Source organism: Novosphingobium sp. FKTRR1, assembly GCF_020404405.1.
Classification (GTDB): Bacteria; Pseudomonadota; Alphaproteobacteria; order Sphingomonadales; family Sphingomonadaceae; genus Novosphingobium.
The window spans coordinates 1-14,133 of sequence record NZ_JAIZDA010000032.1 but is presented as its reverse complement, the minus strand read 5'-3'; the positions used below and the strand labels follow the sequence as shown (position 1 = coordinate 14,133).

At 64.4% G+C, this 14,133-nt stretch carries 10 protein-coding genes; 6 read left to right on the top strand and 4 right to left on the bottom strand.

Annotation, left to right across the window (positions count from 1 at the left end; all coding sequences use genetic code 11):
* Nucleotides 1–71: 71 nt before the first annotated feature.
* Together LDN95_RS19490 and LDN95_RS19485 are read right to left on the bottom strand one after the other, a co-directional pair.
* Entirely contained in the window at nt 72–1,820 is a 1,749-nt protein-coding gene (locus LDN95_RS19490; protein WP_226019235.1) for an MFS transporter, read from the bottom strand.
* A 34-nt stretch (nt 1,821–1,854) separates the two neighbouring features.
* Complete coding sequence (locus LDN95_RS19485) at nt 1,855–3,363, bottom strand: DcaP family trimeric outer membrane transporter (RefSeq protein WP_226019234.1); 1,509 nt, start codon at nt 3,361–3,363, stop codon at nt 1,855–1,857.
* A gap of 175 nt (nt 3,364–3,538) precedes the next feature.
* On the opposite strand from LDN95_RS19485, the gene acs reads away from it, so the two are divergent.
* Both acs and LDN95_RS19475 read left to right on the top strand, forming a co-directional pair.
* Complete coding sequence (gene acs / locus LDN95_RS19480) at nt 3,539–5,488, top strand: acetate--CoA ligase (protein WP_226019233.1); 1,950 nt, start codon at nt 3,539–3,541, stop codon at nt 5,486–5,488.
* 119 nt (nt 5,489–5,607) lie between these two features.
* Nucleotides 5,608–6,231: a response regulator transcription factor gene (locus LDN95_RS19475; RefSeq protein WP_226019232.1), complete on the top strand. Its 624-nt coding sequence runs from the start codon at nt 5,608–5,610 to the stop codon at nt 6,229–6,231.
* On the opposite strand, the gene LDN95_RS19470 is transcribed toward LDN95_RS19475, so the two are convergent.
* Complete coding sequence (locus LDN95_RS19470) at nt 6,205–9,555, bottom strand: PAS domain-containing hybrid sensor histidine kinase/response regulator (RefSeq protein WP_226019231.1); 3,351 nt, start codon at nt 9,553–9,555, stop codon at nt 6,205–6,207. The genes LDN95_RS19475 and LDN95_RS19470 overlap by 27 nt on opposite strands.
* Nucleotides 9,556–9,981: 426 nt before the next feature.
* Here LDN95_RS19470 and LDN95_RS19465 point away from each other — a divergent pair, with 426 nt between their 5' ends.
* Nucleotides 9,982–11,100 (top strand): carbohydrate porin, encoded by a 1,119-nt coding sequence (locus tag LDN95_RS19465; protein WP_226019230.1) that lies wholly within the window; start codon nt 9,982–9,984, stop codon nt 11,098–11,100.
* 28 nt (nt 11,101–11,128) lie between these two features.
* Here the strand turns inward: LDN95_RS19465 and LDN95_RS19460 are convergent, their stop codons facing one another.
* Entirely contained in the window at nt 11,129–11,509 is a 381-nt protein-coding gene (locus tag LDN95_RS19460) for a hypothetical protein (protein WP_226019229.1), read from the bottom strand.
* Nucleotides 11,510–12,026: 517 nt separating this feature from the next.
* Between LDN95_RS19460 and LDN95_RS19455 the strand changes: the two genes are divergently transcribed.
* The 3 genes from LDN95_RS19455 to LDN95_RS19445 all read left to right on the top strand — a co-directional run.
* The gene (locus LDN95_RS19455; protein WP_226019228.1) at nt 12,027–12,419 is read left to right on the top strand and encodes a hypothetical protein; all 393 of its coding nucleotides are present in this window, start codon (nt 12,027–12,029) and stop codon (nt 12,417–12,419) included.
* A gap of 20 nt (nt 12,420–12,439) precedes the next feature.
* Nucleotides 12,440–13,627, top strand: a complete 1,188-nt coding sequence (locus LDN95_RS19450; protein WP_226019227.1) for a glycosyltransferase family 4 protein — start codon at nt 12,440–12,442, stop codon at nt 13,625–13,627.
* 117 nt (nt 13,628–13,744) lie between these two features.
* The coding region (locus tag LDN95_RS19445; RefSeq protein WP_226019226.1) for a sugar phosphate nucleotidyltransferase at nt 13,745–14,133 on the top strand (389 nt) is incomplete at its 3' end.

Sequence of the window (14,133 nt, the reverse complement as noted above, 5' to 3'; positions counted from 1 at the left end):
TGTTCCGGCCCCGTTTGTCCGGCTGTTGCGCGGCACCTTGCGCCCCTGCAAAGTGCCGCGCCAGCCAGACCTTAGTCGTCAATGCTGCGCTTGTAGGTTTCGGGCAGGAAGATCGCGCCGAACACTACGGTAAACGCCGCGATGATCACCGGATACCAGAACCCGGAGTAGATGTTGCCGTTGGCGGCCACGATGGCAAAGCCGATCGCTGGCAACAGTCCACCCAGCCAGCCGTTGCCGATGTGATAGGGCAGCGACATCGAGGAGTAGCGGATGCGGCTGGGGAACAGCTCGACCAGCAGCGCCGCGATCGGCCCATAGACCATCGTCACCATCAGCACGAGGTAGAACAGGATCGCCACGACTTTGACCTTGTCGATCCGCGCCGGGTCCGCCTTGGCCGGGTAGCCGACCTTCGCCAGTTCGCCGATGACGGCTGGCTTGGCCGCAACTGCAGGCTTGCCATCGGCGGCGGGCTTGGCCGGGGTGGCGGCGCTGCCGACCACAGTGGCGGTGAAGGCGGCGATGGCAGCCTTGCGGTCATCACCGGTCAGCCTGGCGGGATCGGGCGCGAGGATCGTCTGGTTGCCGATGGTGATCGACGCGACCGTGCCGGCCGGGGCAGCCACGTTCTCGTAGTTCACCGCCGCCTTGGCCAGCGCGTTCTTGACGATGTCGCAACTGGTGGTGTCGAACTTGTTGGTGCCCACAGGGTCGAACTGCGACGAGCATTCGGCTGGGTTGGCGGTGACGGTGACGGGCGCGGTCGCCTGCGCATGAGCCAGCGCCGGGTTGGCGGCTTCGGTCAGCGCGTGGAACACCGGAAACAGCGTCAGCGCCGCAAGGGCCGCACCGCCAAGGATAATCGGCTTGCGCCCGATCTTGTCCGACAGTGTGCCGAACACCAGAAAGAACGGGGTGCCCAGCAGCAACGCGATCATCACCAGCGAGTTGGCGACAAGGCCATCGACCTTGAGCAGCTTTTCAAGGAAATACAGCGCGTAAAGCTGCCCTGTGTACCAGACCACGGCTTGGCCTGCGATGGCGCCGAAGAACGCGATCAGCACGATCTTGAGGTTCTCCCACTTGCCGAACGCATCGCTGAGGGGGGCCTTCGAGCCGGTGCCTTCATCCTTGATCTTCTGGAACACCGGCGATTCATGCAGCTTGAGCCGCAACCACAAACCCACGATCAGGAACAGCCCCGAAGCGAGGTAGGGAATGCGCCAGCCCCATGCCTTGAACGCTTCTTCGCCCACGCCGGTAACGGGCGAGCGCACCGCGATCACGATCAGCAGCGCCATGGCCAGCCCCGCCGTGGCGGTGATCTGGATCCAGCTTGTATAGAAGCCGCGCTTGCCCTCGGGCGCGTGCTCGGCAACGTAAGTGGCCGCGCCACCATATTCGCCGCCCAGCGCCAGTCCCTGAAACATGCGCAGCACCACCAGCAGGATCGGCGCCGCCACGCCTGCGGTCTTGTACGTCGGCAGCACGCCGACAAGGAACGTGGACAGGCCCATCACCAGCAGCGTGATGATGAAGGTATAGCGCCGCCCGAACAGGTCACCGATGTGGCCGAACACCAGCGCGCCGAATGGACGCACGATGAAGCCCGAGGCAAAGATCAACAGTGCCAGAATGAACGAGGTGGTCGCGTTCAACCCGGTCAGGAACTGCGCCGCGATGATCGCGGTCAGCAGGCCGTAGAGGTAGAAATCGTACCATTCGAACACGGTGCCGAGCGAAGACGCACCGATGACGAGCTTCTCGCTCGCGGTCGCCCGGTGGTGTTTGGGTAATCCGTCCGGTAAACTGGCCATTGCCTGGTATCCTTCCCCTGCTTTTTGCTATGATTCAGAAACTGTACTTTGCGGCAAAGTCGAAGCGCTCGACATGGCCGTTGAGCCCGTTGACCAGATGGCGCTCACCATGCCGCACTTCGATGCCCAGATCGACGTTCTTGACCGGCGAAGTGAACACGTTTCCGGCCACGCTCCACCCTTCGCGGTTGTACATCGCAATACCGGCGGCGGCAGTGCGATTGATGTCGCCCGCGTATGAGATGTGCTGATAGCTGCCCATCAGGTTGACGCGCCATTGATCGCCAAGGGCAATGCGCGCAGCACCGAACGCGCCAAGGTTGCGCACCCGGCCCAGTTGGCCGGACGCCTGCAGCACCGCATCGGGCCCGAAGTTGAGGCCGAGATAACGCCCGATCCCTTCGCCATATGTCGCCTGAAAACGCAGGTCGCTGGAATGCTTGTCGTTCAGGAAAAGCTTGCCCCCGGCGCTCACCCCCCAACCGAAGCGGGAATCGGTGATGCGGGCGGCATTGGCCTTGGCATTGTCGACGCGCAACTGGCGCCCCAACGCGGCGAAGTAGAGGAACCCCGGCTTGCCACCATATTCCAGCCGCGCGGTGAAGTCTGGCGCATGATCCTGCCCGTTCTCGATCAGCGCGGCCGAGCCAGCGTTGGCCGAAGCGGTTTCAGGGTTTTCGGCGGCAAGGTGCAGCGTCACCCCCTTGCCAAGTGGCAGGCTGTAGCGGGCCATCGGCTGGCGCACGAACACCAGACCATCCACCCCGCCGACATAGTCGGTGCTTTCCGGGAATACCGCCGGATTGGAAAAGTTGGTGAAGTCCTGCCCGAACAGCCAGCGGTCGAACTGGACGAAGGCGCGGCGCATCGCGAGGTCATAGGCATTGGTCGTGCGCTGCGTGCCTTGTCCCAGCGCCTGCGGCGTACCCGGCGCGGCCTGGAAGTCGAACTCGATATAGGCCTTGAGCGCGTGGCTGCCGACTTTGGTGTTGGCGTCGACCCAGAAGCGTGTCTGCTTGGCGGTAAAGTCGGTCACGTGGGTCGGGCTGGTCGGGCTGGCCGGATTGAACACCGGGATCGACTGCGGAAGGTACAGATCGCGACCCAAGGTGTTGCTGGGATCATCGCCCCCGCTGTAGCGCGCGCTGCTGGCCAGCAGCTTGATATAGCCCGACAGCACGACATTGGAATTGCCCGAGCGGAAGCCCTGCTTGGGCGCCGCCTCGACCGCGCTGGCCAGCCTTGCCGACGTCTCGGCGCTCGTGGCCTGTGCTGCCTCGGCCGTCCGGGTGACGAGCGCGATCTGCGCTTGCGCGGCCGCAATGGCCTGATCGGCGCGCGCATTGGCGGCGGCTACGTCGTGCTCCTGCTGATCGCGCGCCGTATGCAGGTCATCGTGCAGTTGCCGGACTTCGGCCTCAAGCTTTTCGAGCCGCTGCGCCAACTGTGCCGCGCGACTGGTTGTTGCCGCCGTCGCCGCCACCGGTGCCACCATCGCCGACGCAGACAACAGCCACAATGCGCCCCTGATCTTGCCGTTCATTGCCCTCACCTCTCCCGGTGCCGGTTTTTTGTGGCACCTTTCGCGGCAAGCTTCGGTGGATCGGGGCTTGGCAACCAGCCCCAAGATCGTCTTACATCTACGACCATTGTATAGAAGCGCGCCTGCCCACATCTGCGGTAGATGGCGATCAAACGATATTCATGAGGAGGCCATGATGGGCGAGGCAGTGTATCCGGTTCCGGCCGAGTGGGCGGCAAACGCGCTCATCGACGAAGCGCGCTACAACGAGATGTATCAGCGCTCGATCAGCGATCCCGACGGGTTCTGGCGCGACGAAGCGCAGCGGATCGACTGGATCAAGCCGTTCACCACGGTGAAGGAAACCAGCTTTCACGAAGCCGATTTCGGCATCCGCTGGTATGCCGACGGCACGCTGAACCTGTCGGCCAACTGCCTCGACCGGCACCTTGCCACGCGCGGCGATGACATCGCGATCCTGTGGGAACCCGATTCTCCTGACGAGCCCGAGCGCCGCATCACCTATCGCGCGCTGCACGAGGAAGTATGCCGCTTTGCCAACCTGTTGAAGGCGCAGGGCGTCAAGCGCGGCGAACGCGTGACGATCTACCTGCCGATGGTGCCCGAAGCCGCCGTCGCCATGCTGGCCTGCGCGCGGATCGGTGCGGTTCACTCGATCGTGTTCGCCGGGTTTTCGCCCGACGCGCTGGCCGGGCGCATCACCGACTGTGACAGCCGCATCGTCATCACCGCCGACGAAGGCTTGCGTGGGGGGCGCAAGGTACCGCTCAAGGCCAACGTCGATGCGGCGCTCGAACAGTGCCCCGACGTATCGAGCGTGATCGTGCTCAAGCGCACCGGCGGTGCCGTCGGCGTGGTCGCAGGCCGCGACATCGACTGGCACGAGGGCATCGCGGCGCAAAGTCCCGACTGCGCGCCCGAGGAAATGGGCGCCGAAGACCCGCTGTTCATCCTCTATACCTCAGGCTCCACCGGCAAGCCCAAGGGCGTGCTGCACACCACCGGCGGCTATGCGGTGTGGACCTCGCTGACCCATCAGTACGTGTTCGACTATCGTCCGGGGCAAATCTACTGGTGCGCCGCCGACATCGGCTGGGTGACCGGCCATTCCTATGTGGTCTATGGCCCGCTGGCCAACGGCGCGACCACGGTGATGTTCGAAGGCGTGCCCAACTTCCCCGATCCCAGCCGGTTCTGGCAGGTGGTGGACAAGTTTGCGGTCGAGATCTTCTATGGCGCGCCAACCGCTTTGCGCGCGCTGATGCGCGAGGGCGACGACTGGGTGAAGCAGACCAGCCGCGCCAGCCTGCGGCTGCTGGGATCGGTGGGCGAACCGATCAATCCCGAGGCGTGGGAATGGTACCACAAGGTGGTGGGCGACAACCGCTGCCCGATCGTCGACACCTGGTGGCAGACCGAAACCGGCGGCGCGATGATTACCCCGCTGCCCGGTGCCACCCCGCTCAAGCCGGGCTCGGCCAGCCGTCCGATGTTCGGCGTGCAGCCCGCGCTGGTCGATAACGACGGCGCGTTCCTTGAAGGTGCGGCCGATGGCTGTCTGGTCATCACCGATAGCTGGCCCGGCCAGATGCGCACCGTCTGGGGCGATCACGAGCGCTTTTTCCAGACGTATTTCACCACCTTCCGGGGCCTGTACTTCACCGGCGACGGCTGCCGCCGCGATGCTGACGACTACTATTGGATCACCGGCCGAATCGACGATGTGATCAACGTGTCGGGCCACCGCATGGGCACGGCCGAGATCGAAAGCGCGTTGGTTGCCCACCCGAAAGTAGCCGAAGCCGCCGTCGTCGGTATGCCGCACGAGATCAAGGGTCAGGGCATCTACGCCTTCGTCACCTGCAATGCCGAAGTCGAACCCGACGATGCGCTGCGCAAGGAACTGGTGGCGTGGGTACGGCATGAGATCGGTCCGATTGCGACGCCCGACGTTATCCAGTTCGCCCCCGGCCTGCCCAAGACGCGGTCGGGCAAGATCATGCGCCGCATCCTGCGCAAGATCGGCGAGAACGATATCGGCAATCTGGGCGATACCTCGACCCTGGCTGACCCTTCGGTGGTCGACAACCTGCTGGCCAATCGTCCGCAACTCGCTCCGGCCTGACCTGTAACGGCAGGCCGGAGGCGTACCGCCTGCCCGGTTGTTGTTGCCCTGCGCTGCCAGTGCGGTAGTCTGGGCAACAGAACCGGCAAGCGGTCCAACATTTGCTGGCGGGAGGCACAGTGAGCGGATCAGTCCTGATAGCCGACGACCACCCACTGTTTAGGCAGGCGCTGGCGCTGGCGCTCGCCGCCGTTGCCCCTGCGGCGCGCGTAGTCGAAGCCGGTACGCTGGCGGCGGCGGCCAAGGCTGCGGCCGAGGCCGAGGACTTGCGGCTGATCATGCTCGACCTGAAAATGCCCGGCGCAATCGGGTATTCAGGCATCGCGCTGCTCCATGCCGAGCGGCCCAAGGTGCCGATTCTGGTCGTGTCTGCGACTGAAAGCGGCAACGCGGCCGAAGAAGCGCGCGCCTTCGGTGCGGTCGGCTTTCTGCGCAAGGACAGCGACCTGTCGCGGATCGAGGATGCCATGCGCGCCGCGCTCGACGGTGTGGCGCTGCCTCCCTCGGGAACTTCGCCGGTGGACAAAGTGCGTGGCGAAGTGGCCGGGCTGACCCCCACGCAATTGAAGGTGCTGCTGGCCGTGCTCGATGGCAAGCTCAACAAGCAGATCGCCCACGACCTTGGTATGAGCGAGGCGACGGTCAAGGCGCACATGACCGCGATCATGCGCAAGCTCGATGTCCAGAACCGCACGCAGGCGGCGCTGGTGGCGCGATCACTGGGGCTCGACCTCGCGCGGTGAGCCGACTTCGGCAAGGAACGCGGCAACGGCCGCCGGCGCTGCGGGCTTGACGATCACCGCAATGCCACGAAGCCGGGCCGCCTCGCGCAGTTCAGCGCCACCCTCGGCGGTCACCAGCGCCAGCGTCAGCGCCGGGTGGGCAGCGCGCAGGCGATCGGCCAGATCCAGTCCGTCCTCGCCATGGTCGAGGTGATAATCCAGCAACGCGACGTCGGCACGCCCCGCCACCGCAAGAGCATCGGCCATCGTCGTCGCAACGATCGGGATTTGTCCCATCTCCCCAAGCAGCGCCGCCGTGGCGTCCAGAATGTCGCGTTCGTTGTCCACCACCAGCACGCGCAGGCCATTTGCTGCTGGCAAAGCGGTGGTTCTGGTCGATGGCACGGCCGCCGATGCGACCGCCTCAACTGAAACCGGCACCAGCACGCTGAAGCGACTGCCCCGCCCCGGTTGCGAGCGCACTTCGATCGACAAGCCCAACAGCCGCGCAATGCGCTCGACGATGGCGAGGCCGAGCCCCAGCCCTTCGGCATCGACCGTGCCCAGCCGGGTGAACTCGGTGAAGATCGCGCGCTGTTCGGCCTCGGCAATGCCGACCCCGGTGTCGACCACATCGATGCGCAAGTGGTCGCCACGTCGGCGCACCCCGATCAGCACTGCGCCCCGGTCGGTGTAGCGAACCGCGTTCGAGACGAAGTTCTGCAGGACCGAGCGCAATAACCCGGCATCGGTGTGGACAACGCCGCGCAGTGGCCCCGTGCGCAAGGCCAGCCCCTTGTTCGCAGCCAAAGGCCGCATCCCTTCGGCAATATCGCGTAGCAATGGCCCAAGCTCGACCGGCGTCAGGTCAGGTCGTACACCGCCTGCATCCAGTCGCGAGATGTCGAGCAGCGCGCGTAGCAGGTTCTCCGCACCGGTGATCGAACGGTCCACGCCAGCCACCAGCGATTGCACGCCTTCGTCCGCCTTGCGCGCCAAGGCCCCGGTGAACAGCCGCGCAGCATGGAGCGGCTGCAACAGATCGTGGCTGGCGGCGGCAAGGAAGCGAGTCTTGTCGCGGGTCGATTCGGCCAGCATTTGGTTGGCTTGCGAAAGGGCGACCGTGCGCTCGGCCACGCGCTCTTCCAGTTGCTCGAGCGTCGCCTGCAATTCGGCGCGGGCCTGCGCTTCGCCGGTCACATCAGTGAACGAGGTCAGGTAACCGCCGCCCGGCATCGGCCCGCCGACCGACTTGATCACCCGTCCATCATGGCGAATGCGTTCGGATACGTAGGGCTGCCGATCGCGCAACCGCGCCAGCCTGCGTTCGACTTGCGCATCGGTCGGTCCGGGAAAATCGCCGCGCACCACGTTGAAGCGGATCAGGTCCGCAACCGGCACGCCCACCCGCACCATGCCCGGCGGATAGCCGAACAGCGCGATATAGGCCGCGTTCCACGCCACCAGATTAAGCTCGGCGTCGATCACGCTGATGCCCGAAGGCAGATTCTCGAGCGTCGCCGCCAGCAGCCGCCGCGAAAACTGCAAGGACTGCCCGCCTTCATCGAGCAACCGGGCTATGTCGTGAATCCCCAGCGATCCCCCAGCCAGCGCCGATGCTACCAGCGTTCGGGCAGAGGCCGCCCCCACCACTTCGGCCACCAGATCCTGCGCCCGCCGCGCCGCGATCCGATCGACAGGAGCATTGTGCAGCGCGGGCGGGAACGCCACGTCCGCGCGATCTTCGCCGACAAAGCGCGCGGTCAGGCGGGCCAGTTCGCCCTGATTGCGCACCGGGCGCTGCCCGCGCAGCAGGCGCGGCAGACGGATCGCCCGGTCCTGCCGCGCCGAAGCCAGCGTCAGAACCGCCAGGTTGATCGTCAGGCTCCACGCTACGCCGTGCACCAATGGCGATGCATGGCCAAGTCCGAGCAGGTGCAGCGGGTCGAACGGCGTGCCGCTCAACGCCGCCAGCCAGCTCTGCGGCAGCACCGGCGGCAAGGCGAGCGTCCATAGCCACAGCCCAAACCCCGCTCCCAGGCTGATCCGCCCGGCCAGCGGGTCGCGCCCCTTGGCCAGCACGCCAAGGATCAGGTGCGGCGTGAACTGCGCCATCGCCGAAAACGCGACCAGCCCGATCGAGGCCAGCGAACTGCGCGATGGCAGCAGCAGTCCCCACGCCAGCGCCAGCCCGATGATCGCGACGATCGCCAGCCGCCGCGCGGCCATCATGCGATAGCCCAGTGTTCCGGCCGCCTCATTGTCCTGCGCGCGGCGCAGCACCGCCGGGAAGATCAGGTCGTTCGACACCATCGTCGCCAGCGCGGTCGAATCAACGATGACCATCGCTGCGGCCGAACTGATCCCGCCCAGCAGCGCGAACACCAGCATCCACGGCTGGCCGACCGCCTCGGGCAGTTCGAGCACGAACAGATCGGGTGAGGCTTGTTGCGGCAGGATGGCCAGTCCGGCCAGCGCAATCGGCAGGACCAGCGCCGCCATGGCCGCGATATAGCCAGCCAGAACCAGCCGAGCGCGTGGCAGGTCGGTGGTGTCGCGCGCCTGCGTGAACGCCATGTAGAACTGGCGTGGCAGAGCCAGCATGGCCAGCGCCGATACCACCGAGATGGCGATCACATCGGGGATCGACATGGCTTGCGGGGCGAACGCTGTCGCCAGTCGGTCCCAGCCGGCTGTTACCTGAGCCTGCGGTGCATCCATGACGATCACGATGGCCAGCCCGGCAACGAGCACCATCGCCAGCAGCTTGATCACCGATTCGAGCGCCACCGAAAACAGGATGCCCTCGCTTCGCCCGGCGATCTCATAACGCCGCGTGCCGAACAGGATGGCAAAGCCTGCCAGCGCTACCGATGCCGCGATCATCACCGGCGCTTCGACCGGGCGGTGCGAGGCGACCGCGATGGCCGAGCCGATCGAGCGCAACTGCAGCGCGACATAGGGCACGATGCCGCAGACCGCCGTCACCGCCACCAGTTGCGCCATCATCGGGTCATGCCCGAACCGCGCGGCGATGAAGTCGGACAGGCTGGCTGCGCGCTCCTCTTCGACCGCCTCGGCCAGACGTCGCATGAAGCCCGGCGCGACCAGCAGGACAAGGCACGGCGCAAGATAGATCGGCAGGTAATTCCAGCCCTCGCGCACCGCGCTGCCGACCGCGCCATAGAACGTCCAGCTTGAGCAATATACGCCAAGTCCCAGCGCATAGGCGAACTGGCGCAAGCGGGGCCCGGCCTTGACCGCACGCATGTCGACCGCGGTCGCCACGGCAAACAGCACGATTACCAGTGCCAAAGCCAGCAGGGTTGCCACGGTCAGGCTCATCGCAATTGTTCGCTCGTCTCGATCATGGCCGCCCGCACATGCCGCACCAGTCGCGGACAGATCAGCACGATGGCACGATATCGGGCGCTTTGACAGCCGCGCAGCGCCGATACGCTGCTTGCGCCATGACGCATCACGATGGGGGCTGGACCAAGAGTAACACCCGGCGCGGTGCGATTTTTCGCATCCTCTCCCAAGACCGCGCCGGGCGAACGTCTCTGACGGTCTACGTCGAATAGCGTATGGAACTTTGCTCGTCAGTCCCAATCTGCAAGCCGCTGCAAGTCAGTTGTCAGATGATGCCAACCTGCAACAGGTAATGCCACACCCTGATGATGTGGCCGACATCTTCACGCCCACCTTGGCGTTTGCGCGTAGGACCGGCGCAACACCACCTTTGCACGCCAAGGTTAGGGTCAGGCAACCATGACCCATCCGCGCCACCTGATCCCGTTGCTGCTGCTGCTTGCCTTGCCGGGCAAGGCGGATGCGGAAAGCCCCGTGCACGCAGGCGCCGCCTACATCGTCGATCTGCTTGGCGTGGTCGATGGCGGGCGTCAGCGCGGACAGGCTGCCGAAGGCCGCGTCGATGCGTGGATCGATGTGGATGGCACCGCGCTCGGGCTGGAAGGCGTGACCGTCCACATTGACGCGATGGCCATCCACGGGCCCGACTTTTCCGGCGCAAAGGCCAACACCTATCAGGTGCTCAGCAGTGTCGAGGCGGGAACCTTCGCTCACCTCAACGAGGCCTGGGCCGAATGGCAGGCAACGCCGGGGCTTGCGGTAAAAGCCGGGCTGATCGACCTCAACAGCGAGTTCGACGTGACCGAAACCGCCAGCTTGTTCCTCAACAGCGCACACGGCATCGGCCCCGAATTTTCGCAAAGCGGCGCAAATGGCCCTTCGATCTTTCCACGCACGGCGACCGCCGTGATCGTGCGCGGGCAAAGCGGTCGCAAGCATCTGCGACTGGGCGTGTTCGATGCGCTGGCGGGATCGCGCGCCGAACCCTTGCGCGCAGCATTGCGCCTGCCCGGTACGACCGGCGCGCTGCTGGTTGCAGAGGCCGAACTGCCATTGGGCAAGGGTCAGGTGCAGTTCGGCGGGTGGCATTACACCAACCACTTCGACGCGGTGACCGAAGGCGGTGCGCCAGCCGTATCACAAGGGGCCTATGCGATGGTCGAAGGCCCCGTCACGCAAGGCATTTCGGCTTGGCTGCGGGTAGGCGTTGCCGACCAGCGCGCAAACCCGATCGCAAGCTATGTCGGCCTTGGCCTTACGACCGAGCAAAAGGGCTGGACGTTTGGTGCAGCACTGGCTCGCGCTGCATTGAGCCGCCCAGCTCGCGATGCAGCGGGCAACGATCCGGCGCTGCGCAAGACGGAAACCGTTTTCGAATTCACCGCCGCGCGCGCCGTGCGGCCATACCTGCTGCTCCAGCCCGACTTGCAATATGTAATGCATCCGTCGTGGGATCCGACGGTCCCCGATGCGCTTGTTGCCGGATTGCGGATGAAGCTGTCATGGCCGGCAAAATAGCCACCCCCAAAGGGCCGCCTGGCGCAACTCAATCGATGGCGCCGACGGTGACCGTGACGGGCCCGGTCACATCGGGCCGCTCGACCGGCAGAACGACCGAAAAGGTCGCGCCACCACCGCCGACCGCGAATGCGCTCGAACGGACCGAAGCGGACTTCGCGCCGCCTGCAGAGACGCTGACCGGAACACCGGCGCGCGTGGCCCGTCCGGCGCCCTGATGCAGACGCCCGGTCACCGCAACGCCATGGTCGGTCATCCGCGCATGAACCCATTCGAGCGAAATGGCCGGAGCCAACCCATCGGCCCGGACGACAGTAACGCGCGTCGCAGCCACTTCGGCAGCCAACGCGGTAAAGGGCGCCAGCACGAACAAGCACACCGAAAGCGCGGAAATGGAAATACGTTTCATGGTAACCTGCGACATAAGGAAATCACCTTTTCGATCCGCAATTCCTATCCGAGCCGTAAACGGAATAACAAGATTAACGGCGGCCTCGGATTTCCCGAAACAGGACGCTGCGCACCCGGTAACCATGCTGCATAGCAGCAATTGCCGCAGTGCACCTCCCGCGCAGCATAAATGGTGAAGACCGACCGAACCCATCGCCCTGAATCGGGACATGACCGGCACGCGGCAAAGCCCGGACTGGATGGGACCGGAGCCTGCCGTTGCCCGGCCCATTTCATGCTGCAAGTGCACACTTCGTCCGAAAATCGACCCGGCAAGCCGCGTTTTCGCCCCACTGGTCTGGTCCGAATCGCATTTGCCCGGACATGATCAAACAATCATGTCTGACCGGTCAGGACACCAAACTTCTGACCGCGATGGCAGCGAGGCAGTCGCATCACCGTGATTAACCAAGCCTTTTAGGCTAGCCAGCCGTAGAGTAGAGCAACCGCGAGCATCAAGTCTGGAAGGTGCACCGATGTTTGACGGGCCATTGCAGTTCGCGCCGCGCAAGCACCGGTCAGGGCTTGGGCCAAAGCATGTGCAGGCCCTTTATCAAACGATCAGCGGCCGCGCGGTTGTTGAACATTCGACGGGATCCTCGCTGGATTTTCCTCACTGTTCGCGGCGAAGATTCTGGTTGTGCAAAGCAGCATTTACTGCCATCAAAATCGTAGTGAGACGTTCGATGCTCCTTGACGTTGCCGCCAACTTCTTGGCCGCCGGTCGCTCGTTTGATCGGCTGGTGAAGGAGTTTTGGAAAGCAACGCAAAGGCAATTTCGCGTGGCCGCCGCTAGATTTGCTGCATCGCAACAGGTAAATGACGATTGTTCGTTTGCCGTTCAGGCCGTTTTTGCTGCACAATTATGACAGGTTGCACAAACGACATCATGAACGACATGACGCTACCTTCACCGTCGCTCCCTCCGCTCAAAGTCGCGATCATCCATGACTGGCTGGTGGTTTTTGGCGGGGCAGAGCGCGTGCTCGCCCAGTTTCTGGACCTGTTCCCCGACGCCGACGTCTATGCCACGGTTTATGACGTACCCCCCGAACAGGCCTCGTTTCTGCGGGGAAAAACGCCCAGAACCACGTTCATCCAGAAGCTGCCCTTCGGCAAGACCAAGTACCGGACGTATCTGCCGCTGATGCCGCTGGCGATCGAGCAGCTGGACATGTCGGGCTATGATCTGGTGATCAGTTCTTCGTATTGCGTTGCCAAGGGCGTTCTGACCGGCCCCGACCAGAAGCATTTGTCCTACGTGCACAGCGCGGCGCGCTATGCGTGGGATCTCCAGCACGTCTATTTGCGCGAAGCCCGCATGGAAAAGGGGCTCAAGGGCATGTTGGCGCGCATCATGCTGCACTATTTCCGGATGTGGGATGTTCGCACATCGCACGGCGTCGATCGGTATCTCGCCAATTCCGACTTTGTGGCGCGGCGCATCCGCAAGATTTATGGCTATGAGGCCAAGATTGTCTACCCGCCGGCCGAAATCGATCGCTTCAGCTTGGGCACGGGCAAGGACGACTTCTACCTCACCGCTTCGCGGATGGTTCCCTACAAGATGATCCCGCTGATCGCCGAAGCGTTTGCCAGCATGCCCGACCGCAAGCTGGTGATCATCGGCGATGGCCCGGAAATGGCCAAAGTGCGCGCGAAGGCGGGACCGAACGTCGAAATCCTGGGATATCAAAGCGAGCAGGTCATGATCGACCACATGCAGCGGGCCAAGGCATTCGTCTTTGCTGCCGAGGAGGACTTCGGCATCGTTCCACTCGAAGCGCAGGCGTGTGGCACGCCGGTCATCGCCTATGGCCGCGGTGGTGCACTTGAAACCGTGCGCGGGCTTGATGCGCCTGCACCGACCGGGCTGTTCTTCAACCAGCAGACCGTCCCCGCGATCGTCGATGCCGTCGCGCGGTTCGAGGCAGCGTCCGATCGCTTCACGCAGGAAAACTGCCGGAAGAACGCGCTTCGGTTCAGCCCGAAAAGCTTCAAGGAAGCGATCATGGCCGAAGTCAGCGCGCTGCTTGACCGTCCCGAACTCTTACCGTCCCTCACCAAGTCGGCATAGTGCCACACAAGGACTCTAGATCGCACCCTTGATCACAGAACGTGAGTTACAATGGATCGGGACGCACGCCGCCTGGTCTGCGAAAACAGCCCGATTGGAGACAACAAGGTGAATGCCATGGTCATCCCGGTAGTATTGTGCGGTGGTAGCGGGACGCGGTTGTGGCCGCGTTCGCGCAAGGTGAAGCCGAAGCCGTTTCTGCCGCTGGTGGGTGACACGACGCTGTTCGAAGCGACGTTGCTGCGTTGCCACGGTTTTGCCGGGTTCGGTGCGCCGGTGATCGTGACCGGCGCGGTGCATCTTGAACATGTCGAGGCGCAAGTTCCCGATGCGGCCAACAGCCGGATCATCGTCGAGCCGCAAGGGCGCAATACGGCGGCGGCGATCGCGCTGGCGGCGCTGCGCTTGCCTGCCGATGCGGTGATGCTGGTGTGTCCGAGCGACCACCACATCGGCGATGCGGCGGCGTTTCGCGCAGCGGCGCAGGCAGCGGCCGCGCTGGCCGC